This is a genomic window from Streptomyces tubercidicus, from assembly GCF_027497495.1.
In the GTDB taxonomy this organism is placed as follows: Bacteria; Actinomycetota; Actinomycetes; order Streptomycetales; family Streptomycetaceae; genus Streptomyces; species Streptomyces tubercidicus.
Map to the genome: position 1 here is coordinate 1,391,930 of NZ_CP114205.1, position 26,672 is coordinate 1,418,601.

General features: G+C 70.7%; 21 protein-coding genes. 7 read left to right on the forward strand and 14 right to left on the reverse strand.

The annotated features are described in order from the left end of the window. Window positions 1–2: 2 nt before the first annotated feature. Window positions 3–815, forward strand: a complete 813-nt coding sequence (locus STRTU_RS05915) for an NPP1 family protein (protein WP_159746726.1) — start codon at window positions 3–5, stop codon at window positions 813–815. 151 nt (window positions 816–966) lie between these two features. On the opposite strand, the gene STRTU_RS05920 is transcribed toward STRTU_RS05915, so the two are convergent. From STRTU_RS05920 to STRTU_RS05935, 4 genes are all read right to left on the reverse strand, one after another. After that, entirely contained in the window at window positions 967–1,479 is a 513-nt protein-coding gene (locus STRTU_RS05920; protein ID WP_159742569.1) for an O-acetyl-ADP-ribose deacetylase, read from the reverse strand. A 137-nt stretch (window positions 1,480–1,616) separates the two neighbouring features. Continuing rightward, window positions 1,617–3,038 (reverse strand): phytoene desaturase family protein, encoded by a 1,422-nt coding sequence (locus STRTU_RS05925; protein WP_159742570.1) that lies wholly within the window; start codon window positions 3,036–3,038, stop codon window positions 1,617–1,619. A gap of 40 nt (window positions 3,039–3,078) precedes the next feature. Next, a complete protein-coding gene (locus STRTU_RS05930; RefSeq protein ID WP_246240148.1) occupies window positions 3,079–4,005 on the reverse strand; it encodes an inositol monophosphatase family protein in 927 nt (308 codons plus the stop codon). A 135-nt stretch (window positions 4,006–4,140) separates the two neighbouring features. Next, window positions 4,141–5,985 carry a gamma-glutamyltransferase family protein gene (locus tag STRTU_RS05935; protein ID WP_159742571.1) on the reverse strand — a complete coding sequence of 615 codons (1,845 nt, stop codon included), beginning with the start codon at window positions 5,983–5,985 and terminating at the stop codon, window positions 4,141–4,143. 256 nt (window positions 5,986–6,241) lie between these two features. On the opposite strand from STRTU_RS05935, the gene STRTU_RS05940 reads away from it, so the two are divergent. The 3 genes from STRTU_RS05940 (at window position 6,242) to STRTU_RS05950 (ending at window position 8,774) form a co-directional block, all read left to right on the forward strand. Next, complete coding sequence (locus STRTU_RS05940) at window positions 6,242–7,006, forward strand: SIR2 family NAD-dependent protein deacylase (RefSeq protein WP_159742572.1); 765 nt, start codon at window positions 6,242–6,244, stop codon at window positions 7,004–7,006. Between the two features lie 218 nt (window positions 7,007–7,224). After that, entirely contained in the window at window positions 7,225–7,653 is a 429-nt protein-coding gene (locus STRTU_RS36120) for an FAD-dependent monooxygenase (protein WP_371873562.1), read from the forward strand. Window positions 7,654–7,709: 56 nt separating this feature from the next. Continuing rightward, on the forward strand, window positions 7,710–8,774 hold the full coding sequence (locus tag STRTU_RS05950; RefSeq protein WP_159742573.1) for a lipoate-protein ligase LplAB: 1,065 nt from the start codon (window positions 7,710–7,712) through the stop codon (window positions 8,772–8,774). 174 nt (window positions 8,775–8,948) lie between these two features. Here STRTU_RS05950 and STRTU_RS05955 read toward each other — a convergent pair whose 3' ends face one another. Next, a complete protein-coding gene (locus STRTU_RS05955) occupies window positions 8,949–9,950 on the reverse strand; it encodes a TIGR03842 family LLM class F420-dependent oxidoreductase (RefSeq protein WP_159742574.1) in 1,002 nt (333 codons plus the stop codon). A 325-nt stretch (window positions 9,951–10,275) separates the two neighbouring features. Further along, the gene (locus STRTU_RS05960; protein WP_159742575.1) at window positions 10,276–11,439 is read right to left on the reverse strand and encodes an esterase/lipase family protein; all 1,164 of its coding nucleotides are present in this window, start codon (window positions 11,437–11,439) and stop codon (window positions 10,276–10,278) included. A 283-nt stretch (window positions 11,440–11,722) separates the two neighbouring features. Here STRTU_RS05960 and STRTU_RS05965 point away from each other — a divergent pair, with 283 nt between their 5' ends. Then, on the forward strand, window positions 11,723–12,487 hold the full coding sequence (locus STRTU_RS05965) for an SDR family NAD(P)-dependent oxidoreductase (RefSeq protein WP_159742576.1): 765 nt from the start codon (window positions 11,723–11,725) through the stop codon (window positions 12,485–12,487). A gap of 96 nt (window positions 12,488–12,583) precedes the next feature. Here the strand turns inward: STRTU_RS05965 and STRTU_RS05970 are convergent, their stop codons facing one another. The 3 genes from STRTU_RS05970 to hydA all read right to left on the reverse strand — a co-directional run bounded on the left by STRTU_RS05970 (window position 12,584) and on the right by hydA (window position 16,215). Next, the gene (locus tag STRTU_RS05970) at window positions 12,584–13,567 is read right to left on the reverse strand and encodes a D-alanyl-D-alanine carboxypeptidase family protein (RefSeq protein ID WP_159742577.1); all 984 of its coding nucleotides are present in this window, start codon (window positions 13,565–13,567) and stop codon (window positions 12,584–12,586) included. A gap of 151 nt (window positions 13,568–13,718) precedes the next feature. Then, complete coding sequence (locus tag STRTU_RS05975) at window positions 13,719–14,801, reverse strand: TIGR03842 family LLM class F420-dependent oxidoreductase (protein ID WP_159742578.1); 1,083 nt, start codon at window positions 14,799–14,801, stop codon at window positions 13,719–13,721. A gap of 22 nt (window positions 14,802–14,823) precedes the next feature. After that, the gene (gene hydA / locus STRTU_RS05980; protein WP_159742579.1) at window positions 14,824–16,215 is read right to left on the reverse strand and encodes a dihydropyrimidinase; all 1,392 of its coding nucleotides are present in this window, start codon (window positions 16,213–16,215) and stop codon (window positions 14,824–14,826) included. A gap of 384 nt (window positions 16,216–16,599) precedes the next feature. On the opposite strand from hydA, the gene STRTU_RS05985 reads away from it, so the two are divergent. Then, window positions 16,600–17,484 (forward strand): ABC transporter substrate-binding protein, encoded by an 885-nt coding sequence (locus tag STRTU_RS05985; protein WP_159742580.1) that lies wholly within the window; start codon window positions 16,600–16,602, stop codon window positions 17,482–17,484. A gap of 120 nt (window positions 17,485–17,604) precedes the next feature. Here the strand turns inward: STRTU_RS05985 and STRTU_RS05990 are convergent, their stop codons facing one another. The 4 genes from STRTU_RS05990 to ggt all read right to left on the reverse strand — a co-directional run bounded on the left by STRTU_RS05990 (window position 17,605) and on the right by ggt (window position 23,463). Next, the gene (locus STRTU_RS05990; RefSeq protein WP_159742581.1) at window positions 17,605–18,918 is read right to left on the reverse strand and encodes an aspartate aminotransferase family protein; all 1,314 of its coding nucleotides are present in this window, start codon (window positions 18,916–18,918) and stop codon (window positions 17,605–17,607) included. Beyond that, the gene (locus STRTU_RS05995) at window positions 18,915–19,757 is read right to left on the reverse strand and encodes a nitrilase-related carbon-nitrogen hydrolase (protein ID WP_159742582.1); all 843 of its coding nucleotides are present in this window, start codon (window positions 19,755–19,757) and stop codon (window positions 18,915–18,917) included. Before STRTU_RS05995 ends, STRTU_RS05990 begins: the two co-directional genes overlap by 4 nt. A 202-nt stretch (window positions 19,758–19,959) precedes the next feature. Next, on the reverse strand, window positions 19,960–21,447 hold the full coding sequence (locus STRTU_RS06000; protein ID WP_159742583.1) for an amidase: 1,488 nt from the start codon (window positions 21,445–21,447) through the stop codon (window positions 19,960–19,962). Window positions 21,448–21,630: 183 nt separating this feature from the next. Then, on the reverse strand, window positions 21,631–23,463 hold the full coding sequence (gene ggt / locus STRTU_RS06005) for a gamma-glutamyltransferase (RefSeq protein ID WP_159742584.1): 1,833 nt from the start codon (window positions 23,461–23,463) through the stop codon (window positions 21,631–21,633). A gap of 232 nt (window positions 23,464–23,695) precedes the next feature. Here ggt and STRTU_RS06010 point away from each other — a divergent pair, with 232 nt between their 5' ends. Further along, window positions 23,696–24,442, forward strand: a complete 747-nt coding sequence (locus STRTU_RS06010) for a hypothetical protein (RefSeq protein ID WP_159742585.1) — start codon at window positions 23,696–23,698, stop codon at window positions 24,440–24,442. A gap of 35 nt (window positions 24,443–24,477) precedes the next feature. Here STRTU_RS06010 and STRTU_RS06015 read toward each other — a convergent pair whose 3' ends face one another. Further along, window positions 24,478–26,409, reverse strand: a complete 1,932-nt coding sequence (locus STRTU_RS06015) for an APC family permease (protein WP_159742586.1) — start codon at window positions 26,407–26,409, stop codon at window positions 24,478–24,480. Between the last annotated feature and the right edge of the window lie 263 nt (window positions 26,410–26,672).

Below are 26,672 nucleotides of genomic sequence, written 5' to 3' on the forward strand. Positions count from 1 at the left end.
AGATATCCGGAACCCACCGGAAGGGCGCCTCTTCCGCCCAGCGCGGAGGCCGGCGATTCCGCAAGGCTTCGCTCGCCGCGGGCGGCCTTCTCGGCGCCGCCGCACTGCTCACCGTTTTCCCGACCACGGCGCTGGCGGACCCGCCCTCGGCCCTCCCCGCCAACGCCAGTGACGCCGAGCGGAACTTCCAGCCCGCCTTCGATTACGACAAGGACGGCTGCTACCCCACTCCCGCCATCGGGGCCGATGGCACGGTAGCTCCCGGCCTGAGCCTCGGCGGGGACACGAACGGGAGCTGCCGTGACGAGTCGGATCTCGACAACACCAATTCCTACTCGCGCCAGAAGTGCAACAACGGCTGGTGCGCGATCATGTACACCCTCTACTTCGAGAAGGACCAAGCCTCACTCGGTCCCGGAAGTGCCGGACACCGGCACGACTGGGAACACATCGTGGTGTGGGTGAAGGACGATCAGGTCCAATACGTTTCGACGTCGGCGCACGGCAAATTCACCACCCACGACCGCTCGCAGATCCTCTTTGACGGAAAGCACCCCAAGGTCGTCTACCACAAGGACGGCGGCAGCACGCACGCCTTCCGCGCGGCCAACTCCTCGGATGACCCGGTGGAGAACCACAAGGGGACATGGCAGTACCCGACGCTCGTCGGCTGGGACGGTTACCCCGACGGCCTCCGCGACAAGCTGAGCCAGGCCGACTTCGGCCAGGCCACGTTCGGCATCAAGGACAGCGAGTTCAACACCAACCTGGAAAAGGCCAAGCCGGCCGATATCCCGTTCGACCCCCATGCCTGAACTCGCTCCCGGATAACGGTCCGCCGCTTCGATCCGGCGGGCCGTTTCGCCTTTCCGCGTTTCCGTCTGTCGGCGAGCGGACCCCGTCCCGTGCCGTGCCGTGGCGTGGCGTCCCGTCCCAGGTACCCCTCCGGACGGACCGCGCCCGCCGTCAGCGGACGAGCGCGGTGTAGACGGCGAACGCCGGCTCGTCGAAGAGGACGAAGCGCACCTCGCCGACGGCCGTCTCCGTCTCCCGTACGGTCTCCACCGCGATCCGCGCCGCATCGTCCATCGGCCAGCGGTACACACCGGTGGAGATGGCCGGGAAGGCGACGGTGCGGGCGCCGAGGGCGTCGGCGACCCGCAGCGACTCGCGGTAGCAGGAGGCGAGCAGCTCGCTGCGGTCCTCGGAGGCGGAGTACACCGGGCCGACGGTGTGGATGACCCCGTGGGCCGGCAGCCGCCCTGCGGTGGTGGCGACGGCCTGGCCGGTGGGCAGGCCCCGGCCGTACTGCGCGGCGCGCAGATCGCGGCATGCGTCGAGGATCTCCGGGCCGCCGCGCCGGTGGATCGCGCCGTCCACTCCCCCGCCGCCGAGGAGCGACGAGTTGGCTGCGTTGACCACGGCGTCCACGGCTTGTTCGGTGATATCGCCCTGGATGAGGGTGAGGGAGGTGCTCATGGTGGCCGAGCCTAGAGGGTGTCCGGCGGGTTCTCCGGGCACGACGAGCGGGGCATACGGGCGTCGCAGACCTGGAGTATCGGCGCGCCGAGCCGGCCGTTGGTCAGTGGTGATCGGGGCGCCGAACAGGCCGCCAATCAGCGGCGGTTGGCGCGCAGTCGGCGCCAGACCGCCTTGGCGGCGTAGTGGCCGGACATGCCGTGGACGCCGGGGCCGGGCGGGGTGGCCTGGGAGCAGAGGTAGACGGCGGGGTGGGCGGTTTCGTAGGGGACGCGGGCGAGCTTGGGGCGGATGAGCAGGCGCAGACCGGCCGCGGAGCCGGTGTTGGTGTCGCCGCCGACGTAATTGGCGTTGCGGGCGGCGATCTGCGGCGGTCCGGCGATCGCACGGGCCAGCACGAGGTCACGGAAGCCGGGGGCGAAGCGCTCGATCTGCCGCTCGACGGCGTCGGTGGCGTCGCCCTCCCAGCCGTGCGGGACATGGCCGTACGCCCAGAAGGTGTGCTTGCCCTCGGGGGCGCGGGTGGGGTCGATCAGGCTGGGCTGCGCGGTGATCAGGAAGGGGACGGAGGGGTCCTCGCCGTGGGTGGCGGCGTTGAGGGCGGCGCCGATCTCGCCGCTGGTGGGGCCGATGTGGACGGTACCGGCGCGGTGGGCCTCCTGGGCCGTCCACGGGACCGGGGCCGAGAGCGCGTAGTCGATTTTGAAGACGCTGGGGCCGTACTTCACGTCGCGGTAGGCGTTGCCCAGTCCGGCGATCCGGGCGAGCGCGGTCGGCGAGGTGTCGAAGACATACGCGCGGGCCGGGGGCAGGTCGTCCAGGCGCTTGACCTCGAAGTCGGTGTGCACCACGCCGCCATGGGCGCGCAGCAGACCGGCGAGCGCGTCGGAGATGGCCTGGGAGCCGCCGCGCGGTACCGGCCAGCCCTTGTGGTGCGCGCCGAGCGCGAACATCAGGGCCATCCCGGAGGTTCCGATGCCGCTGAGCGGGGCATTGGCGTGCGCCCCGAGTCCGGCCAGCAGGCCGCGGGCCTTCGCGCCCTGGAAACGGCGGTTGAGGAGGCTGACCGGCTGCATCCCGACCAGGCCGAAGCGGGCGTAGGTCACCGGGTCCTGCGGCAGACCGAGCCACTGGGTGCGCAGGAAGTCGTGGGCCATGGTGTCCCACTTGCCGATGAAGGGGGCCACGAGCCTGCGGTAGGTGCCGGCGTCCCGCGCTCCGAAGGACATGGCGGTCTCGCCGACGGAGTGCGCGAGCACGGCGGCCGTACCGTCCGGGAACGGGTGCGCCATCGGGAGGTCCGGGTGCAGCCATTCCAGGCCGTAGCGGTCCAGCGGCATGGCGGAGAAGGCGGGCGAGCCGACGCCGGTGGGGTGCACCGCCGAGCAGGGGTCGTGGCGGAAACCGGGGAGGGTCAGCTCCTCGGTACGGGCGCCGCCACCGATGGTGTCGCGGGCCTCGAAGACCTCCACCGACATACCGCGGCGGGCCAGTTCGACGGCCGCCGTCAGGCCGTTGGGTCCCGCTCCGATGACCACGGCATCGAGCATCCTCGGCACCTGCGCCACTCCCCTCGCGTACGACCCTCGCCGTCGAGGGTCAGTTGGCGGCTGCCAGCAGTCCGAGGATACGCCGCGCCGTTTCGGCGTCCCGGGCCGCGGTGAAGGGCAGCGCATTACCGCCTTCGATACGGAACGGCTGCCCGGCGACCGTGCCGCTGGCGCCGCCCGCCTCATGGACCAGCAGCAGCCCGGCCGCGTGGTCCCAGGAGTTCTCCCAGCTGAAGGCCGTGGCGTCGATCTCGCCGCGGGCTATGTACAGATACTCCAGGCCCGCCGAGCCACAGGGGCGCGGGGCGATACCGCCGGTCTCCAGGGTGGCCAGCACCCGCTTCTGCTCGTCGTTGGTGAAGTCGTAGTGAGAGGTGGCGACATCGAGGACCGCCCCGGAGGAGGGGCTGCCGGCCTGCAGCGGAACGCCGTTCAGCCAGGCGCCGGCGCCGCGGCGGGCGACGGCCATCAGGCCGAGCGCGGGGGCGTACGTCCAGGAGGCCAGCACCTCACCGCGGTGGGCGAGCGCGACCAGGGTGCAGAAACCGGGGTCACCGTGCACGAACTGGCGGGTGCCGTCGACCGGGTCGACGATCCAGACGGGGGCGTCCCCGTGCAGCGCGTCGAGCACCCGCGGGTCGGCGTGCACCGCCTCCTCGCCGACCACCCGGGAGCCGGGCAGCAGGGCCGTGAGCGAGGCGGTGAGGTGCTCCTCGGCGAGCCGGTCGGCGACCGTGACGAGGTCGTGCGGCCCGTTCTTCTCGACGATGTCCTCGGCGGCGAGCTGCCGGAAGCGGGGCACGATCTCGTCGGCCGCGGCGCGGCGGATGGCGGTCTCGACGGCGGCCAGATCCAGCGACGAGAGGTCGAGCGACGGGCCGTCCTGAGTGGTGGCCGGGGTCGCGACGGGCGGGGTGGCGGCAATCGGAGTAATCGCGATCTCTCCCGAATCTTCGGTACGAAGTGCTTCGATCATGTGTCCATCGAAACACGAGCCACTGACACCACGACTGGACTCCAGGTGAATTCCGGATGCCGCGGCGGGCACGGCCGGGGGCCGGTCCCCCCGGCGCACAGCGGACGCGCGCCCGCCCCGGCCCGTTGGCGCGCCTCAGCGCCCCACCGCGTACCCCTGCATCCCCCGCGGATTCGCCGCCGCGGACAGCACACCGGACTCCGGGTCCCGCGCCACCGCGCACAGCCGCCCCTCGGACCAGGCATCACCCACCGTGACGCGATGACCACGCCGACGCAGCTCATCAATGACCCCGTCGCCGATACGGGACTCCACGGTCACACTCCCCGGCCGCATCCCGCGCGGGAAGAAGGACCCGGGGAAGGACTCGTGGTGCCAGTTGGGAGCGTCCACGGCACCCTGCAGATCCAGGCCGCCACGAACCGCCCCGCGCAGCGCCACGGCCAGGAAGAAGTGCACCTGCCACTGATCCTGCTGATCGCCGCCCGGCGTCCCGAAGGCCATCACCGGAACGCCGTCGCGCAGCGCGAGGGACGGCGTGAGGGTGGTCCGGGGCCGGCGCCCCGGGGTGAGCGAGTTGGGCAGCCCCTCCTCCAGCCAGGCCATCTGCAGCCGGGTACCGAGCGGGAAACCGAGCGCCGGGACCACGGGGTTGGACTGCAACCAGCCGCCGGACGGGGTGGCGGAGACCAGATTGCCCCAGCGGTCGACGACATCGATGTGGCAGGTGTCGCCTCGGGTGGCGCCGTTGGGGTCGGTCTCGGGGGCGGCAGCCGCCGGTACGCCGCCCGCGACGGTCGGCTCGCCCGCCCCGCGCCCGGAGACGCCCCGCGCGTCGAATCCGTCCGTCCCCGCCCCCGCCGCTGCCGCCACCGCGTACCGGCTCAGCCACGGCGTACGGCCGTCCGGACTGCCGGGGCGCAGCTCGTACGAGGCCCGCTCGCCGATGAGGGCCCGCCGGTCAGCGTTGTAGTCCTCGCTCAGCAGGGCGCCGAGCGGCACCTCCGCCGCGTCGCCGTACCAGGCCTCGCGGTCGGCCATCGCCAGCTTGGAGCCCTCGATGAGCAGATGCACGTACTCCGGACTGCCGTATGCGGGCAACTCCGGCGGCAGCAGCGCGAGTTGCTGGAGGAAAACGGGCCCCTGGGACCAGCCGCCGACCTTGGCGACGGTCCAGCCGTTCCAGTCATGCGTAACGGGCGCCTCGTAGGTGGCGGAGAAGGCGGCCAGGTCATCGCCCGTGAGGGTGCCCGCATGGCGTTCACCGGAGGTGTCCATGGCGGGACGGGCCGCGAAGGCGGCGAGCGCTTCACCGATGAAGCCTTCGCGCCAGACACGGCGGGCGGCCTCGATCTGCGCCTCCCGGCCGCTCGCGGCCGCCTCCGCCTCAGCGATCAGCCGACGCCATGTGGCGGCCAGCGGCCGGTTCCTGAGCAGCCCACCGGGGGCGACCGGCCGGCCGTCGGAGAGATAGATCTCGGCGGACGAGATCCACTCCGTCTCGAAGAGTTCACGCACCGTGGCGACGGTCTCCCCGATCCGCTCGACGGCGGGATGACCGTGCTCGGCGTAGCCGATGGCGTACCGCAGCACCTCGGCCAGGGACTTGCTGCCGTAGTCGCGCAGCAACAGCATCCAGGCATCGAAGGCGCCGGGAACCGCAGCGGCCAGCGGCCCCGTGCCGGGCACCAAGTCCAGCCCCAGCGAGACGTAGTGCGCCACACTCGCACCGGCCGGTGCCGGCCCCTGTCCACACAGCACCCGCACGGGCCCGTCCACGGGCGCCAGAATGATCGGCACCTCACCCGCCGGACCGTTCAGATGCGGCTCCACGACATGCAACACGAACCCGGCGGCCACCGCTGCGTCATAGGCGTTCCCGCCCTCCTCCAGGACAGCCATCGCGGACTGCGACGCCAACCAGTGCGTGGTGGAGGCCATACCGAAGGTGCCTTGGAGGGTGGGGCGGGTGGTGAACACGGGGGCTCCTCTGTGGTGCGGTGAACACGCTGCGGCACGGGCCGGCCGTAACGGTCAGCGGCCGGGCCCCTCGCGATCGTACGTACGGGCGTGGAGAGGGCGGGCGGGGCGATAGAGGCAGGTATGGGCGACGGCCGTGGCCCCTACCCAGCGGCCCCGCCACCTGGGAAGGGCTCGCACGCCGCTACGCCCCCGCTGGCACCCCGACACCGATAACTGACAAGACGGCCGCCCCCGGACTGCATACGCTCGCCCCATGACCGGTTTCCACTCCTCCCCCGACCAGCCACCCCGCCGCCCCCTCATCGCGATCCTCACCGGAGCGGGCATCTCCACCGACTCCGGGATTCCCGACTACCGCGGGCCGAACGGGCTGTGGCGGCGGGACCCGGAGGCGGAGAAGCTTGTCGCGTACGACACGTACATGGGAGATCCGGAGATCCGGCGGCGGTCGTGGCGGATGCGGCAGGAGAGCCCGGCGTTCCGGGCCGAGCCGAACGCCGCGCACGAGGCGGTGACCCGGCTGGAACGCTCCGGGACGCCGGTACGTGTGATCACTCAGAACGTGGACGGGTTGCATCAGCGCGCGGGCATGCCCGACCGCAAGGTGCTCGAACTGCACGGCACCGTGCGGACCGTGACCTGCACCCGCTGTCATGCCCGGTCGTCGATGCAGGAGGCCCTGGCGCGGGTGGCCTCGGGCGAGCCCGATCCGCCGTGTCTGGTGTGCGGCGGGATCCTGAAGTCGGCGACGGTGATGTTCGGTGAGCGGCTGGACCCGCAGGTACTCGGTACGGCGCTGGGCGTGGCGAAGGCGGCGGAGATCTTCCTCGCGGTCGGGACGACGCTCCAGGTGCAGCCGGCGGCCTCGCTCGCCGGGGTGGCCGCCGAGCACGGCGCGCGTCTGATCATCATCAACGCCGAGCCGACGCCGTACGACGCACTCGCCACCGAGGTGATCCGCGAACCGATCGGCAGCGCACTGCCGAGGCTCCTGGCGGGGCTGGAGGAGAGCGTCTGAGTCTCGTGCTCGGCCGCCGTTCCCACCCCGCTCGACGCTCGGCCACGACCACGGCCGGATCCGGTAGAACGGCGACGCCCGGGTCTCGGTCATGCCGCTGGCCGGGACCGAGCTGTTCGTCGTCGCGGCGCGCCCACCGGCCGACCAGGACGAGTCGATCCCCGACTACCTGCAGCGACAGATCACCGAGTCGTCCGGCAGGGACGACCTCCTGGTGCGTGGGGTCACCTGGCACACCACCTGGCGGGCGAACACCCGGCTGGCCGAGCGGTTCCGCGAGGCGGGTTTTCCTCGCCGGGGACGCGGGGCATGTGCATCCCCCGACCGGCGGCCAGGGTATGAACACCGGCATCCAGGACGGCTACAACCTCGCCTGGAAGCTCGCCGCCGCACTGAACGGCGCCCCGGCCCCCCTGCTCGACAGCTACGAACCGGAGCGGACGGCGACGGCCCGCACCGCACTGGACATCTCCACCACGCTGTTGGACAAACACCGGCGCGGCGACGACGCCCACGTACGCGGCCCCGAGGTGCACACCGCACCCCGGGTCCCGGGCTCGCCGTTCCTCTGCCTGGCGGCCGGGGCCATACCCGCTCCGAGGGCCGTTCAGGACCCCGGCATCACCCCGCCAAGTTCAGTAGCGTGAACGAGGCCGCACAAAGCGGCCGCTGACGAAGCGTCTGCCGGCCCGGAGGTAGCACAGTGCACGGTGAGTACAAGGTCCCCGGGGGCAAGCTCGTGGTCGTGGACCTCTGCGTCGAGGAAGGGCGGCTCAAGAACGTACGGGTCGCGGGTGACTTCTTCCTCGAACCGGACGAGGCCATCCTGCAGATCGACGACGCGCTGGAAGGTGCCCCGGCCGACACGGACACCGCCGGCCTCACCGCCCGGATCAACGCCGCGCTGCCCCCGTCGGCCGTGCTGTTCGGCTTCACCGGCGAAAGCGTCGCCATCGCGGTACGCCGTGCCCTGGCCCAGGCCACGGACTGGAGCGACTACGACTGGCAGCTCATCCACGAAGCCCCCCAGCCACCGGCCCTCCACATGGCGCTCGACGAGGTCATCACGACCGAGGTGGCCGCCGGGCGGCGCCCGCCCACCCTCCGGGTCTGGGAGTGGGATGCGCCCGCCGTCATCATCGGCAGCTTCCAGTCGCTGCGCAATGAGGTCGATCCCGACGGCGTCGCCCGCCACGGCGTCACGGTCGTCCGCCGGATCTCCGGTGGCGGCGCGATGTTCGCGGAGCCGCAGAGCACCATCACCTACTCCCTCGCCGTCCCCGAGGCGCTGGTGTCCGGCCTGTCCTTCGCCGACAGCTACGCCTACCTCGACGACTGGGTCCTCACCGCACTCGGCGATATGGGCATCAAGGCGTGGTACCAGCCGCTCAACGACATCGCCACCGAGATCGGCAAGGTCGCGGGCGCCGCGCAGAAACGCATGGTCGGGCCGGGCGGCGGGCCCGGTGCGGTCCTGCACCACGTGACCATGTCCTACGACATCGACGCCGACAAGATGCTCGATGTGCTGCGCATCGGTAAGGAGAAGCTGTCCGACAAGGGCACCAGGAGCGCCGGGAAACGCGTCGACCCGCTGCGCCGGCAGACCGGCCTGCCCCGCGAAGCCGTCATCGAGAAGATGATCGACTCCTTCCGCTCCCGCTACGGCCTCACCCGCGGGCAGGTCACCGAGGGGGAGATGGCCCGCGCCCGGGACCTCGTCCGCACCAAGTTCGAGAATGCCGCGTGGACCGCACGCATCCCCTGACCGGCCGTCACGGCAAGGGCCCCGTTCGTGCGTGCCCCCGCGCGCATGGGCGGGGCGGGTGTCTCAGAGCGCCCAGGCCGGCGGGTGGACCGCGTCGGCCGCTGGGGTGCTCGCCCGGGACGTCCGGTGGCGCCTCGGCGACGGCGGGGTGCACCGCCCCGTGCAAGCGCCCGTTCAGTCGGCGAACGCAGGAAGGACCTCGGCCCCGTAAGCGTCGATGGTGGATTCCTTGGCGTCGTGCATGGCGTAGAGCGCGAACTGGTCCACGCCCAGCGTCTGGAGCTGCCGCAGCTTGTCGATATGCGCGGCGGGCGGTCCGAGCAGGCAGAAGCGGTCGATGACCGAATCCGACACGAAGCCGGTGTCGGGGTGGCCCGACCGGCCGTGCTGGGCGTAGTCGTAGCCCTCCCGGGAGGCGATGTACGAGGTCAGCTCGTCCGGCACCATGTCAGAGTGTTCGCCGTAGCGTGCGACGAGGTCGGCGACGTGGTTGCCGACCATGCCGCCGAACCAGCGGCACTGCTCGCGGGCGTGGGCGAGGTCGTCGCCCACGTAGGCGGGTGCGGCGACACAGATCGTCACGTCGGCGGGATCGCGGCCGGCGTCCCTCGCGGCGTTCCGTACGGCCTTGATCATCCACTCCGTGAGGAAGGGATCGGCCAGCTGGAGGATGAAGCCGTCGGCCAGCTCGCCCGCCATGGCAAGGGCCTTGGGCCCGTAGGCGGCCATCCACACCGGGAGTTTGCTGTCCTCGATCCAGGGGATCTTGACCCGGTGATCGCCGATGTACGCCTCCCGCCCCTCGGCAAGATCACGGATGACGCCGATCGACTCGCCCAGCCGGGCCAGGGTGTTGGGCGCCCGCCCGGCCACCCGCATCGAGGAGTCGCCGCGCCCGATGCCGCAGATGGTGCGGTTGCCGTACATCTCGTTGAGGGTGGCGAAGGTGGAGGCGGTGACCTCGGGGGCGCGGGTGTAGGGGTTGGTGACCATCGGGCCGACGATCAGCCGCTCGGTGTATTCCAGCACGCGGCTGTAGATGACGAACGGTTCCTGCCACAGAACGGCCGAGTCGAAGGTCCAGCCGTAGCGGAAGCCGTTGCGCTCGGCGCGGCGCATCAGGGACACGACGGCGGAAGCGGGCGGGTCGGCCTGCAGGACAACTCCGAAGTCCACGGCGGCGCTCCTTAGGTGGGGTAATGGCGGGTGCCACGGGGGATGCGCCGGCCGTACCCGCGCGTTCGGTGAACTCCCGCCTTTCGAGCATGAGTTCCACCCATTCCCATTGCCCATCGCTAAAGCGGAGGTATCCAGATATCCGCGGCCACCGAACCATACTTCAACTGGACAGCCGGCACTCCACAACATGCCGTGGGCTGCATTGTTGGCTTGGCCCGCAATATCCATGAGGGACGGCCAGTAGATCCGCCTTCTGACCGAACTTCAGATTGCTGAAGCAGATGCAGTAGTTCTTGGACAGCCGGGGGTCGCGCCGGTAAGTCTAATCCGCGGTGATGGGTTCGCTCACCGGCCATTCCTGGACGGTGGAGTTGGCGTTCGTGATGGTCGAGTCGCAGCGCCAGGTTCCCGCATGGAATGTCACCGTGGAGTAGGCCGACGTGTACCCGCCTTTCCGCCCGTCGACGAAGCGGATGCTGTGCGTCCCGTAACCGAGCCTGTCCACGACGCCCTGGTCGCTCGCGGGAACTGTGCCCCACAGGTGGCCGTTGCTGGTGACTTCGGCCTTCAGATCGGAGGGGGCATTCCGAGGGAGGTCCCAGCGCACAGTTCCGTGCTTCGCGTTCCAGATGGTGCAGTCCGCATCACGCAAACCCGGACCGCCGCTGAGCTTGTGACTGCCGGCGGGATCATCGCCCGCCTTGATGAAGGTCAGAGCATCCTGGAGGACCTGCTTCTTCCTGGTGATCGACGTGTGCACTTCGGAGCCCCCCTTCGCTTCGGCGGCGTCTTTGTCGATGCGCCGGTTGTCCGCTCCCCTCAGCCTCACCGAGGAACCGTCAACCATCTCGTCATCAGTGATGGAGTAAGTGAGGGTGTTGTCCGGTGCATAGGCGCCTTGGGATTCGGTCTCCAAGTTGAGCTTGTTGAGGAATTTCGAGCCGGTCCTCATCTGCCGCACTGCTGTGTTGCACAACCCCATCAGGCCACCGCTTACGGCGTGCCTCGGCTCAGGCTCCGGTCCGGGGCAGAGGTCAGCGAAGTACGACCCGTGGTTCGGGGTGGCCAGCGTGACCAGGGACCCAAGAGTGAAGTCACCCGCATGATTCAGTGCCATCTTGCGTGCGACGAGTCCGCCCATGGAATGGCCGACGACGTTTACCCGCTTGGATTCGAGGCCCTTGCTCTTCATCCAGGACCACAGCCTGTCAGCATTGTCTTCCACCCGCTCTTGAGTGGTGTCCCTGTAGTCGAATGCGAAGACCTGTCCGGAATAGCCGTGGTTCGTGAAGTAGTCCTCCGCGGTTTTCCATACGCCGGAGTTGTTGTTCAGTCCGTGGACGAAGACGACGGGATCCTTGACTGCGGCCGCAGCCGACGGGGCAGTTGACAGGGCCATCCCGGAGGCCAGGGTGACGGTTACGATCACCGCCGCCAGGGGTCGGTGAACAGCTAAGCGGATCTTGAGCGGGGTCACGGGGTTCATGGCCATCCTTGATCTAGGAAATGCTTCTGGGGTGCGCGTCATACGAATGCGTGACGCCGCCACGGAGGATGCCACCCCACCACTCAAGGCCGGGACCAATGGCTATAAATCGACGCCGGTGAGCACGTGAATCCGACGACTTCAGCCCCAGAGGCATGCGCCTCCGTGGCCGAGAAGGGGCGCCAACCCGGGCGACCACGCGACGGTCGAAGTTAGGTGAGGCTAACCTTACTTAGCCACTGCGGGAGAACTCCGCGGGCCACGATCAAGGAGTCAGGTCAGCATGGGAAGCCTCAGCGGAAAGGTCGCACTGATCACCGGCAGCAGCCGGGGCATCGGGCGAGGGATCGCCGAACGCCTGGCCCGGGACGGCGCTCTGGTCGCCGTGCACTACGGCAGCAATGAGGCGGCGGCCGAGGAGACCGCCGCCACCATCACCGAGGCCGGTGGCCGGGCCTTCACCGTGGGCGCCGAACTGGGCGTTCCGGACGACGTGGACACGCTCATGGCCGGACTGGAGGCCGGCCTGCGCGCGCACGGGGAATCGACGCTCGACATCCTGGTGCACAATGCGGGGCTCAACCTCATGGGGCGGCCGATCGAGGTTCTCACCCCCGAGGAGTTCGACCAGATGGTCGCGGTCAACATCAAGGCACCGTTCTTCCTCACCCAGCGACTGCTGCCACGACTGCGCGACGGTGGCCGGATCATCAACATCTCATCCGTCTCCACCCGTATCGCCTCCGCGCACGGCATCGGATATCCACTCACCAAGGGAGCACTCGAAGTCTTCAGCCACACCCTGGCCAAGCACCTCGGCCCGCGCGGAATCACCGTGAATTCCGTCGTCGTCGGATTCACCCACACCGACATGACCGCGGGAGTACTGGCCGACCCGGAGAACCTGGAGCGCAATATCAGCCTGACCGCCCTCGGCCGGATCGGCCAGGTCCCGGACATCGCCGACGCGGTCGCCTTCCTGGCCTCCGACGACGCCCGCTGGATCACCGGCACCAAGGTCGACGTCACCGGCGGTGTCAATCTGTAGCGGCGTCAATCTGTAGCGACCTCAACGCGAAGGCCGTACCCCCCACCGGAACAACCCGGTGGGGGTACGGCGCTCAACGACAGGCGGGCACGCGACTCAGTGGGCGAAGCCCCAGTCGAGCATCTTCGTCGCGTCGTCGAAGCGGGTCTTGCTGTCGCTGCCCTGGAGGATTGCGCCGACCAGGGTGCGGTTGTCGCGCTTGGCGGCGAAGACGAGGGCGTAGCCGGATTCCGGGCCGCTGCCCGTCTTGAGGCCCAGGGCGCCGTCGTAGCTGGTCAGCAGTTTGTTGGTGTTTTCCCAGGTGTAGTACCGGGTGTGGCCGTTGGCCGCCGTGGCCTCGGTCTTGAACAGCTTGTTCTTGACGATGTCGGCGAACGCCGGCTGCAGCATGGCGCGCTGGCCGAGCTTGGCCAGGTCGCGGGCGGTGCTGAGGTTCTTGCCGTGTGAGATGCCGTCGAAGCTGTCGAAGTTCGTGCCGGTCAGGCCCAGTTGTTCGGCCTCGGCGTTCATCTGGCTCACGAAGTCGGCGATCCGCGCGTCCGAGGTGCCCCCGACGCCGAAATGGTCGGCCAGGGCCATCGCGGCGTCGTCGCCGGACGGGATCAGCATGGCGTGCAGCAGCTGATTGACGGTCAGCGTGTCGCCGGTCTGGAGGTCGGAGGTGCTGCCGCCGACCTTCTGGACGTAGTCCCGGTACTCCTGCTTCACCGTGATCTGGTGGTTCAGCCACTCCGGGTGCTTGAGCACCACGATGGCCGTCATGATCTTGGTGGTGCTGGCCATCGAGACGCTCGCGTCCGCCTTGGCCCCGCGCCACAGCTCCCGCTCCTGGCTGCCGTCGCGGGCGTCCAGCAGGAAGGCGTGGTCGGCGTGGATCTGGGGAGCGGCCTGGTTCCGGCCGGCCGCTGTGGTGGCCTCGCCGCGCTGCTGGGCGTTCTGCTCCGCGGAGTGCGTGGGGCCGGGGGTGGCCGCCTGGGCGAGGCCACTGGCGGTGATCGGCAGGGCGGCACCGACGAGTGCGACCATCGCGACCCGGACTCCGGTGCGGTGTATTCGGTTGGGGCGGGCGTGGGAACCCATGGGGCGCGTCCATCCTTCCGGCGACGGTATGCCGGTGTGGGGGGGTAGTAGAACTCGGTTCGCAGCGAACGTACTTGGGCGGCCACCAGCGACTCAAGCCAGATGTTTCATAGCTGTGTGACGTTCGCCTCTGTGGAGGTGTGGTGTCCGGTCAAGCCAGCGTAGCGGCCTGTCCCTGCCGTGGCCCGGCTGGGTGGGGGGCACCCGCCGGCCGGGCGTTCATCACCGGAATGACGGCACTCGCGTACGCGTCGACCACCGCTTCCTTCGCGTCGTGCATGGCATAGAGCGCGAACTGGTCGACGCCCAGCTTCCGCAACGCGCGGAGCTTTTCGATGTGTGCGGACGGTGGGCCGATGAGGCAGAAGCGGTCCACGATCTCGTCGGGGACGAAGTGGGTGTCGGGGTTGCCGGTGCGGCCGTGGTGGGCGTAGTCGTAGCCCTCGCGGGCCTTGATGTAGTCCGTCAGTTCCTGCGGGACCATGGCGGAGTCCGTGCCGTATTTGGACACCAGGTCGGCCACATGGTTGCCGACCATGCCGCCGAACCAGCGGCACTGTTCGCGGGCGTGCGCGAGGGCCTCGGGTGAGTCGTCCTCGGTGACGTAGGCGGGGGCCGCGACGCAGATCTTGACGTCGGACGGGGCGCGGCCGGCCGCCACCGCGGCCGCGCGTACCGCCTTCACCATCCACTCCGTGAGGAACGGGTCGGCAAGCTGAAGGATGAAACCGTCGGCCTCCTCGCCCGTCATCTTGAGTGCCTTCGGGCCGTATGCGGCCATCCAGACGGGGAGTTGGGCGCCTTCCCGCACCCAGGGGAAGCTCACCATCGTGCCGCCGCCGAGGTCTGCTTCGTCGCCGCGGCCGAGTGCCCGGATGGCCTTCATGGCCTCGCTGATCCGGGCGAGCGTGTTGGGCTTGCGGCCCGCCACCCGCATCGCGGAGTCGCCTCGGCCGATTCCGCAGACGGTGCGGTTGCCGTACATGTCGTTGAGGGTGGCGAAGGTGGAGGCGGTGACCTCCCAGGTGCGGGTGCTCGGGTTGGTGACCATCGGGCCGACGACGAGGCGGCTCGTCTCGGCCAGGATGCGGCTGTAGATGACGAACGGCTCCTGCCACAGCACACACGAGTCGAAGGTCCAGCCGTACGTGAAGCCCCCCTCCTCGGCGCGCTGCATGAGGCTGACGACATCGGAGGCCGGCGGGTCGGTCTGCAGGACGAGTCCGAAGTCCATGGTGATCCCCTCCTACGGTTCTTCAGTGCAGGTACTGGCAGGTGCCGCGCGGGGTGTACGCGCCGTGCCCGGCGTGGCCGGTGAACTCGCGGTCGGTGATGACGAGTTCGCCGCGCGACAGGACCGTCTCCACCCGTCCGGTCACCTGCGTGCCCTCGTATGCCGAGTAGTCGACGTTCATGTGGTGGGTGGCCGCCGAAATGGTCTGCTCGGCGTGCGGGTCGTAGATCACGATGTCGGCGTCGCAGCCCGGCGCGATGGTGCCCTTCTTCGGGTACAGGCCGAACATCCGGGCCGGGGTGGCGCAGGCGATCTCGATCCAGCGGCGGCGTGAGATATGACCGTCGATGACCGCCTGGTGGAGCAGGTCCATACGGTTCTCGACGCCGGGCATGCCGTTGGGGATCTTGGAGAAGTCACCGCGGCCGAGCTCCTTCTGCCCGGAGAAGCAGAAGGGGCAGTGGTCCGTCGACACCACCTGGAGGTCGTTGGTGCGCAGGCCGCGCCAGAGCGCCGCCTGGTGTTCGCGCGGCCTAAGTGGCGTACTGCAGACGTACTTCGCGCCCCCGAAGTCCGGCTCGGCGAGGTTGTCCGTCGACAGGAACAGGTACTGGGGGCAGGTCTCGCCGAACACCGGGAGGCCGTCGTGGCGAGCGCGCGCCAATTCGGTGAGCGCTTCCTGCGCCGACACATGCACGACGTACAGCGGCGCCCCGGCGACCTGAGCCAGCTTGATCGCGCGATGCGTCGCCTCGGCCTCCAGGAGCGCTTTCCTGACCTCGCCGTGGTACCGCGGGTCGGTCTCGCCTCGTGCCAGCGCCTGCTGCACGAGCACATCGATCGCGATGCCGTTCTCGGCGTGCATCATGATGAGGCCGCCGTTGTCGCCGGCCCGCTGCATGGCGCGCAGGATCTGCCCGTCGTCGGAGTAGAAGACTCCGGGGTACGCCATGAACAGTTTGAACGAGGTCACGCCTTCGGCGACCAGGCCGTCCATTTCCTTGAGCGTCGAGTCATTGACGTCCGACACAATCATGTGGAAGGCGTAATCGATCGCGCAGTTGCCGTCGGCCTTCGCATGCCAGGCGTCCAGTCCCGACCGCAGTGCCGCGCCCTTGGACTGCACCGCGAAGTCGATGATGGTCGTCGTCCCGCCCCACGCCGCCGCCTTCGTACCGGTCTCGAAGGTGTCCGACGCGAAGGTGCCGCCGAACGGCAACTCCATATGCGTGTGCGCGTCGACGCCGCCCGGGATCACATACTTCTGCGAGGCGTCGATCACGCGATCGGCAGTCCACTGCTGGCTGCCCGGTGTCGCCACCGCCTCGACGCGGCCGTTCTCGACCAGCACATCGGCATGCATCTCCTCAGCGGCAGTGATGACAAGGCCGCCGGTAATGAGAGTTCGAGTCATTCCCGGAAAGTCCCTTCACATCGCATTCGGGGGAAAACGGGTCGGTCGGACAGCCCACTGTCGTCCGGCCGTCCGGGCGGTGCGGCTGCCGTCCTCCGCTGACGCCAGGCCCCAACCGGTCTACACCCGTAGATCACGGTTGAGAAGGAGACCGTAGAAGCATGTCACCCACGGTGGCAATACCGTGACCGTTCCTCAGCGGAGAGGTTCGTGTTGCGGCGACGATCAGCTGGACGGTTCAAGGCGGGGCACGGACGCGGTGGGCGCGGTACCCGCGGGAGGGGTGCGGGAGTGACGCGATGGGCAGATATCCGCCGACACCGGCGGGCGAACCTCGCGGGCGGCCCGGCACTCTGACGGACGAAGCGGAAAGGCGGCGGGTTCATGGAGCGGAGCACACCGTGGGAGTTCTCCGACGACCGGGGGCGCCTGGCGGTGGCCGGCGACCGGCCGTTACGGATCGTGGCGTACATACAGGCGGGGGCGACGCTGTGGGACCTCGGCATACGCCCCGTCGGGCTCTTCGGGTCCCAGCACGACGGCGCCGCCCCCGACCCCGCCAAGGGCGGTGAGCTGCCGCTCGCGGAGATTCCCTATCTCGGTTCGGGCGGTGCGCTGCATCCGGACGCCCTGCTGGAGGCGGAGCCGGACCTCGTGGTGGCGGTGACGTATGACGGCGAGCAGGTTTACGGGCTGGAGCCGAAGACCGCCCTGGAGCTAGAGACGCATGTCCCGGTCGCCACCGTCGCGGTGGGCCCCGGCCGGAGCCTGGCCGAGGTGCGCGAGCGGTTCGCCGCGCTCGCCGGATCGCTCGGGCACGGTGAACCCCTCGGCCGGGCACGGGAGTTGGACGCCGCGGAGGACGCCCTGCGGCAGGCGACCGGCGGATCCGTACGGCCTCGGGTGCTGGCGCTGTCGCCCGCGGGCCCGGAGCGGGTGCATCTGGCCCGGCCCGGCTCCTGGCCGGATCTGCGGGCGCTGACCGAGCACGGGGTGGGACTGCTCCAGCCGGCCGCGGGCGCCGGGGTGAACTGGTCCACCGTCGGCTGGGCGGAGGCCGCGGCGCTGGCCCCGGACATCGTGCTGATGGATGTACGGGTCAATGCGGCCCGGCCCGAACAGCTCCGGTCCGACGCCCACTGGCGGGCGATCGAGGCCCGGTCCCGGCTGCTGCCGTGGAACCCGGAGGCCCCGTGCAGCCGCCGCGCCCACACGCGCTTCTTCACCCTGGTGGCGGAGACGGTGCGGGAGGCCGCCGGGACCGTATGAGGCGTACGGGGGACGCTCCCGGTCCGGCATCCGGCGCGGCGGCGGGCGGGAGCCACGGGCCAGGAGGATGGCGGGGGCGGGGGCCCCGCGCCCGGCGACGCCCCGCCATCGCCGTGCCTCCTACGCCGGTGCCAGCCGCCCCTGCGCCGTCCGCAGGGCGTCCGCCAGCAGGTCCGCGCCCTCTTCCGCCTCGGCGACGGTCAGCGTCATCGGGGGCGCGATGCGGAGCGAGGCGCCGCCCTGGCCGCCCTTGCCGATCAGCAGACCGCGTTCGCGGGCGGCCTCCAGGACCAGTGAGGCGGCCTCCGGCGAGTGCTCGTCGGTGCCGGGGTGGACCAGTTCGATGCCGATCATCAGGCCGCGGCCGCGCACTTCGCGGACGAGACCGAGGCCGGCCGCGACCGCCCGCAGCCGCTCGATGAGCAGACCGCCGACCCGGCGGGCGTTGCCCTGGAGATCGTGTTCGAGGAGGTAGTTGAGGTTGGCCAGGCCCGCGGCCATGGTGGCCGGGCTGCCGCCGAAGGTGGAGATGGAGTTCGCGGTGAGCGAGTTCATCACCTCGGCGCGGGCCACCACCCCGCCGATGGACATCCCGTTGCCGATGCCCTTGGCGAAGGTCAGCAGGTCGGGCGGGCCGCTGGCGTCATGCGCCTGCCAGCCCCAGAAGTGGTCGCCGGTGCGGCCCCAGCCGGTCTGCACCTCGTCGCTGATCCAGAGGATGCCGTGCCGGGCGAGCACCTCGCGGAACGCGGCGTATAGGCCGTCCGGCGGCATGGTGAAGCCGCCGACGCCCTGGACCGGTTCGGCGATCAGTGCGGCGACCCCGCCCGCGGTCTGCTGGAGCATGTCCTCCAGGTCGGCGACGCAGGCGGCGGTGTAGGCGGCGTCGCTCAGGTCCGCGTACGGGCCGCGGCTGCGCACCCCGCCGTGGACGTACAGCGTCTGGAGGGGCGAGAGGCTGGTGGGCGACCAGCTCTGGTTGCCCGTGATGCCGATGGTGGAGAAGGAACGGCCGTGGTAGCTGTTGCGCATCGCCAGGATCTGGTTGGAGCGGCGGTACGTGGTGGCCAGGAGGAGCGCGGCGTCGTTGGCCTCCGTACCGGAGGTGGTGAAGAAGACCCGGGCGTCGGGGATGCCGGACAGCGCGGCGATCCGCTCCGCCAGCTCGACCATGGGCCGGGAGAGGTAGAGCGTCGAGGTGTGGATGATCCGGCCGGCCTGTTCGGCGACGGCCTTGGTGACCTCGGGCAGGGCGTGCGCCGTCATGGTGGTGAGGATGCCGCCGAAGAAGTCGAGGTAGCGGTTGCCCTCGGCGTCCCAGACGTGGCGGCCCTCGCCGTGGGTGAGTTCGAGCGGCCGCTCGTAGTAGAGGCTCAGCCAGGAGGGCAGGACGGACTGGTGGCGGGCGTGCAGGCTCGGGGGTTCATGGGTCATGGCTGCACCAGCCCGTCGTAGGCGTCGGGGCGGCGGTCGCGGTAGAAGGCCCACTGCTGGCGGACCTCGTCGATCAGGGCGAAGTCGAGGTCGCGGATGACCAGTTCCTCCTTGGAGTCGCTGGCGACGTCGCCGACGAACTGGCCCCGGGGGTCGACGAAGTAGCTGGTGCCGTAGAAGTCGTTGTCGCCGTACTCCTCGACGCCGACCCGGTTGATCGCCGCGATGAAGTACTCATTGGCGACCGCGGCCGCGGGCTGCTCCAGTTGCCAGAGGTAGGCGGACAGGCCGCGGGAGGTGGCGGAGGGGTTGTAGACGAGCTGGGCGCCGTTGAGGCCCAACTGCCGCCAGCCTTCCGGGAAGTGGCGGTCGTAGCAGATATAGACGCCGATCTTGCCGACGGCGGTGTCGAAGACCGGCCAGCCGACGTTCCCCGGCTTGAAGTAGTACTTCTCCCAGAAGCCCTTGACCTGCGGGATGTGGTGCTTGCGGTAGGTGCCCAGGACCGTGCCGTCGGCGTCGATGACGGCCGCGGTGTTGTAGTAGAAGCCGGACTGTTCGACCTCGAAGACGGGGACGACGATGACCATGCCGGTCTCGCGGGCCAGGGCCTGCATCCGCCGGACGGTCGGCCCGTCGGGCACCGGCTCGGCCCAGCGGTAGTGCTCGGGCTCCTGGACCTGGCAGAAGTACGGGGCGTTGAAGACTTCCTGGAAGCCGATCACCTTCGCGCCCTGCGCGGCGGCCGCTCGGGCGTACTCCTCATGCTTCGCGATCATCGATTCGGTGTCGCCGGTCCAGGTCGCCTGGACCAGTGCGGCACGCACAACATCGGCCATGAGCTGCTCCTTTGTCGATGCGTCAGCCTGCAGCCCGCGCATGATCTACGCCGCGATCTACGCGTGTGGAGGTGACCGTAAGCCCCGTCACGGACCGTGGCAAGACCATCTCCACCGTGGCGCGTCCGGCGGCACACCGCCGCGCGGGCTGCCCGTCGTGCCGGTGCACGTCACGGGCCGATGCGGCCGTCCGCCCCGCGGCTCAGGGGCGGACGCCGTCGTACGGCACCGGGTGGGCGGGCGGCCGCCGCTCGTGCCAGCGCAGGTCGTCCTGGAGCTGGGCGGCCAGCGAGATCAGCTGTGGCTCGCCGTGGGCGGGGCCGAGCAGCTGGGCGCCCAGGGGCAGGCCGTCGGTGCTGAACCCGGCGGGGACGCTCACCCCCGGCCAGCCGAGGACGTTCCACGGCCAGGCATACGGGCAGGCCGCGATCATGGCCTGATCCGTACGCCAGCCGCTGAGCTTGGCGAGGGTGCCGATGCGCGGCGGCGGGGTGGCCGTGGTCGGCGTCAGCAGGACGTCGTAGGGGCCGAACAGGGCGCCGATCCGCCGCTGTTGGCGCCGCTCGACGGCGCGCGCCCGGCGCAGTACGGGACCGCCGAGCAGCCGGCCCATCCGGACCGCCTCCCGCGTACGGCGGTCCAGCAGCGAGCGGTCGGGGACCCGGTCCGCCCACTCCCCCACCCCGGCCGTGGCGCGCGGTACGAAGGCCAGCCCGACCAGCCCGTAGTCCGGCTCCGCCTCCTCGACGAAGTGCCCGAGGCGGGCCAGCGTGCGGGCCACCCCGGTCACCGCGGCCCGGACGTCGGGGTGCAGCGGCTTGGGCGTGAAGGTGAAAGCGGCCTTCCAGGACAGTGCGATCCGCAGCCGTCCCGGGTCGCGGCGGGCGGCCTCGCGGGCCGCGATGGCGGGCGGCCGGTGCAGATCGCCGTCGTGGTTGCCGCTGGCCACGTCCAGCAGCAGCGCCGCGTCCTCGACCGTACGGGCCAGCGGTCCGATGCCGGTGATCCCCTGGAAGGACTCCGGGTCGGGCCAGGTGGAAATGCGGCCGCGCTGGGGTTTGATGCCGACGAGATGGGACCAGGCGGCGGGGATCCGGACCGAGCCGGCGCCGTCGGTGCCGAGGGCGGCGGGGACCATCCCGGCCGCGACCGCGGCGGCCGAACCGCCGGACGAGCCGCCCGGGGTGTGGGCGAGGTTCCACGGGTTGCAGGTGTTGCCGAAGGCCGGGCCCTCGGTGAACGGCCACTGGCCCAGTTCGCAGGCGTTGGTCTTGCCGACGATGACGGCACCGGCCGCGCGCAGACGGCGGACGACCTCGGCGTCGCGCTCCTTGGGCGGGAATTCCCCGGCGCAGCCGAACGCGGTCGGCTCGCCCGCCACATCGGTGTCGTCCTTGACCGCGACCGGCACCCCGAGCAGCGGCAGCCGCTCCCCGGCCGCCAGTCTGCGGTCGGCCTCCGCGGCCTCGGCCGGCGCCGCCTCGGCCCGTACCCGCCGGAAGGCGTTGACGGTGTCCTGGGTGGCCTCGATGCGCTCCAGCGACCGCCGTACCAGCGCGGTCGAGGTCACCCGGCCCTCGGCGAGCGCCCGCGCCTGCTCGGCGAGGCCCTCCAACTCGGCCGTCGTGGCACCGATGTGCCGGACCGGCACCTGCCCGGTCTCGCTGTCCTGGCTCTCGTCAACGCTCACGCTGCGTGCCCTCCCTGGGACCGCTCATTCGAACGAACGGTCCCAGGAGGCTAATCGCCACCGCCATGGCCATCAACGACGCCGCGCGGGGCGGTACATCGACGACACACGGACGGCACACAGCGGTCCGTCCGTGTCAGCGGTGTGACATCCGGCTCCCGCACCGCGGGCGTTAGGGGGTTTCTAGGACCGGTGCACGACCCGCGCCGAGCCGCCGCCGCGCCGTACCTTTTCGGCCGCGGCCAGCCAGCGGCCGTCCGGCAGCCGCTGGATCCCGGTCGCCGCGCCGATCTCCGGGTTCTCCTTGAAGGCATGTCCGATCGCTTCGAGTTGTCCGCGGACCGGGCTGTTCCACAGGCCGGGTTCGAGCTCGCTGCGGGCCGCGTTGCGCTGGCTGGCGCGCGGCGCGGCGATGGCGTCGACCAGCGGCATTCCGCGGTCGAGGTGGTTGACCAGGGTCTGCAGCACGGTGGTGATGATGGTCGCGCCACCGGGCGAGCCGAGCGCCACCACGGGGCGGCCGTGCCGCAGCACGATCGTCGGCGACATCGACGAGCGCGGCCGCTTGCCGGGGCCGGGCAGGTTCGGGTCACGGACGGAAGCGCTGGCGGGCGCGAAGGAGAAGTCGGTGAGCTCGTTGTTGAGCAGGAAGCCACGGTGCGGGACGACGATGCCGCTGCCGCCGGTCTGCTCGATGGTCAGGGTGTAGGCGACGACATTGCCCCACTTGTCGGCGACGGTCAGATGGGTGGTGTTCTCCCCCTCGTACGTCGTCGGCGCGGCCCGGCCGCCGGTGCCGCAGCGCTCGGGGTGGCGCGGGTCGCCGGGCGCGAGCGGGCTGGTCAGGGCCTTGTCGTCGCGGATGAGGCAGGCGCGGGCATCGGCGAACCGCTGTGAGGTGAGGCCCTTGGTCGGCACGTCCTCCTGTGCCGGGTCGCCGACCCAGCGGCCGCGGTCGGCGAAGGCGATCCGGGCGGCCTCGATATAGCGGTGCAGGTACTGCTTCTCGCTCAGCCGGGAGAGATCGCTCCGCTCCAGGATGTTGAGCGCCTCGGCGACGCTGGTGCCGCCGGAGGAGGAGGGCGCCATGCCGTAGACATCGAGGCCGCGGTAGCCCGTACGGGTCGGCGCCTGGCTCAGGACCCGGTAGGCGCGCAGATCGCCGGTGGTCAGGTCGCCGGGGCGTATGGTGCGCGGGGATCCGGCGCGTACCGGGGGCTTGCGGACGGTGCGGACGATGTCCCGGGCCAGCGCGCCGTCGTAGAGCGCACCGGCGCCCTTGGCCGCCAACTCCCGGTACGTACGCGCCAGATCGGGGTTCCTCATCGTCGAGCCGACCACCGGGAGCCGGCCGCCGGGCAGGTAGAGGCGGGCGGTCGCCGGGAAGTCGCGGAAGCGTGCCTCGTTGTCCGCGGTCTGCTGACGGAAGGTCTGGTCGACCGTGAAGCCGTCCGCGGCCAGCCGCTGGGCGGGGCGCAGGACCTGACGCAGGGACCGGCTGCCCCACTTGCGCAGGGCGGTGTCCCAGGTGGCGGCGGTGCCCGGGGTGCCGACGCTCAGCCCGCTGGTGACGGCGTCGTCGAACGGGATGGGGGTGCCGTGCTCCAGGAAGAGGTCCTTTCCTGCGGAGCGCGGGGCGGTCTCCCGGCCGTCGAGGGTGCGTACGGCCCGGGTCCTGGCGTCGTAGGAGACGAAGTAGCCGCCGCCTCCGATGCCCGCGGAGTAGGGCTCGGTGACGCCGAGGGCCGCGGCGGTGGCGACGGCCGCGTCGACGGCGTTGCCGCCCTTCCTGAGCACCGAGATACCGGCGGCGGAGGCATCCGGGTCGACGCTGGCGACGGCCCCGCCGTGGCCGACGGCGACCGGGGTCTTCTCCGGTGTGGTGGTGGCGCGGTCCCGGTCCGCGGCGGCGGGCCGCGCGGGCGCGGTGGATCCGGCGGCGGCCGGGGCCGCCACCAGGGAGCCGGCCAGCGCGGCGGCCGCTCCCAGGACGGTGAGGCGTCGGACTCTCGTCATACCGGCGTTTCCTCCAAAAGGTGCGCGAGGGGGGGCGGCGGGGGCCCGGAGCCTACTCGTGGCAACTGCCCGCCGACAGAGGGCATTTCGGGCCCGGAGGGGCTCGCGACGACGGGGATCAGTCACCCCATTCCGTACGGATCAGGTATGCCCATACGGAACGGGACAAGGCATCCCAGTCCCCCGCCCCGCCCTCGAACACCCCACCGGAAGGCGGCTACGCTCCCCGGCCATGGACGACTCCCTGCTGCTCCCCACCGTGGCAGCCGTGGCCCTGATCGTGGGCCTGGCGCTGGGCTGGGCCGTGTACTCCGCTTTTTCCCGCCGGAAGCTGACCCGGGAACAAGGCTTCTTCGGGCTGCCGGGCGGTTCGGAGTGCGTACTGGTCACCCACCGGGACAGCGCCGCGGCCCACTGGAGCATCCCGCGCCATGACGCGCTGGCGCTGCTGGGGCTGGCCGCGGTGATCGAGAACTGCGGTGCGCACCCGGAGGTCGCCCCGCACGACACCGGCCTCCAGGGCTTCGGGGCACGCACCGAATTCTGTGTCGGCGACCCGACCGCGCACCGCCGGCTGGCGGCCCATCTGGCCAATCTGCTGCCGGGCGTCGCGATACACCCCGGTGACGAGACCGGCGCGGGCCGCGGCACCTTCACCATCGGCGGCTCGACGTACCGGCTGGAGCCCGGCGCCGTCGAATACGTCCTGCTGGCCCGGCTGACCGCCGGTGAGAGCGGCGACCGCCCGGTGTTCCTGGCGGCCGGTCAGCGCCCGGTGACCCACCGGGCCGCGGTCCGCCATCTGGTCCGCAACCGGGCCCGGCTGGCCCGTAAGTACGGCACCGACGGCCAGTTCTGCCTGCTGCTGAAGGTGGTCAACTCGCAGGCGTACGGGCCCGATGTCGTCGAGCTGGTCGGGGATGTCACCAAGGCCGCGCTCACGGTGGCGGAGCCGAAGGGGCACCGGGCGGCGGCCTGAGCCCCCGGAAACCGCTACGACTCCGCCGGATACCGCTACGACTCCCCCGGCTCCTTACCGGACGGAAGCCGGTAAGGCACATTGACCACCGTCACGCCCGGTGTGAACAGCAGCCGGGCCTTCAGCCGCAGCGCGCTCTGGTTGTGCAGCGGCTGCTCCCACCAGTGGCCGACGAGGTACTCCGGGATGACGACCGTGACGGCACCGCGCGGATGGCGCGCACAGACGTCCAGGAGGGTGTCGATCACCGGCTGGGTGAAGTCCCGGTAGGGCGAGCTGAGCACCTGGAGCGGTACGTCGATGGCATGGGCGTCCCACTGTTCGCGCAGCTCCCGCACATCGTCGGGGTCGACCGCGACGGTCAGCGCCTCCAGCGTGGTGGGGCGCATCGCGCGGGCGTAGCCGAGGGCCTTGAGGGCGGGCGCGTGCAGGGAGTTGACCAGTACCCGCACATGGTTGCCGGCCGGCTCCCAGGGCCGGGCACCGGGCGCGATGGCCAACTCCCGTTCGAGGCGCCGGTAGTGCTGGTGGATCCCGCGCATGCCCAGGAACAGCAGCGGCATGGCGATCACCACGATCCAGGCGCCGTGCAGGAATTTGGTGATCAGGACGATGATCAGGACCAGCCCGGTGAGCACCGCGCCGACCGCGTTGATCGCCTGGGAGCGCCGGTGCCGGGCCCGTTCCCGTGACGGCAGCCCCGGTGCGGCGAGTACGGTCCGCCAGTGCCGGACCATGCCCGCCTGGGAGAGCGTGAAGGAGACGAAGACGCCGATGATGTAGAGCTGGATGAGGCGGGTCAGCTCCGCGTCGAACAGGATGATCAGCCCGATCGCGGCCAGCGCGAGCAGAATGATGCCGTTGGAGAAGACCAGCCGGTCCCCGCGGTTGTGCAGCTGGCGGGGCACGAACCTGTCCTCGGCGAGGATCGACGCCAGCATCGGGAAGCCGTTGAAGGCGGTGTTGGCGGCGAGGATCAGCACCCCGGCCGTGAACGCCTGGAGCAGATAGAAGAGGGTGTCGAGGTCGCCGAAGGTGGCGCGGGCGATCTGGGCGAGCGCGGTGGAGGTCGGGGTGTCCGGCGGCAGCCCGAGTTCGGTGGGCTCCACCGCGACATGCACGTCGTAGAGCATGGCCAGGATCGTGATCCCGCCGAACATGGTCACCGAGAAGAAGCCCATGACCAGCAGCGTGGTGGCGGCATTGCGGCTCTTCGGCCGGCGGAAGGCGGGCACGCCGTTGCTGATCGCCTCGACACCGGTCAGCGCGGTGCAGCCGGACGCGAAGGCACGCATCCCCAGCAGCACCAGCGCCAGACCCGTGTAGGGCGAGACGGCGTGCAGCGGCAGGTCCGCGGACTCGGCGCGGATGCTCGCGCCGGTGGCCATCCGTACGGCCGCGACCGCGAACATCAGGTAGATGAAGAAGACGAAGCCATAGGTGGGCACGGCGAAGACCCGGCCCGATTCCCGTACCCCGCGCAGATTCATCAGGGTCAGCAGCACCACGAACCCGACGGACAGCGCGACATCCTGGCCGCCGAGGAACGGGATCGCCGAGGTGATCGCGGCGACGCCGGAGACGACGGACACCGCGACGGTCAGCACATAGTCCACCAGCAGCGCGCTGGCCGCGGTGAGCGCCGCGTTCCGCCCGAGGTTCTGCGCGCTGACGCGGTACGCCCCGCCGCCGCTGGGATACGCGTAACAGGTCTGCCGGTAGGACGCCACGACCACGACCAGTACGAGCACGATGGCGGCCGCGGCGTACCAGGTGAGGTGCAGCAGCGCGAGCCCGCCCAGGCCGACGACCAGCAGGATTTCCTCGGTGGCATAGGCGACCGAGGACAGCGGGTCGCTGCAGAAGATCGGTAGCGCCAGTCGCTTCGGCAGCAGCGTCTCACCGAGCCGCGCACTGTCCAGCGGACGGCCCACCATCATCCGCTTCGGCCTGAAGAATTGACTCATAGGCGGACAAACTATGGGCCGCCCGGTGGAGCGGGAGGGAGGCTCGCGGGCCCTGCGGAGCGGCGGGGCCGGTCGCGGGCGGGCCGGCGGTGCCGGTCGCTGGTGAGGGCGGTCACCCGATGCGCCGGAAACCGACCCAATGGTTTATCGTTCAATTTGGGAACGCGTGCCGTCACGACGGCACCCCAGGGCCCGCCGTGGGCACCGCCCCCGCCGCACGGCAGCAGGCCCGGAGGCCGTCGCCGCCCGCGCCCCCACAGACC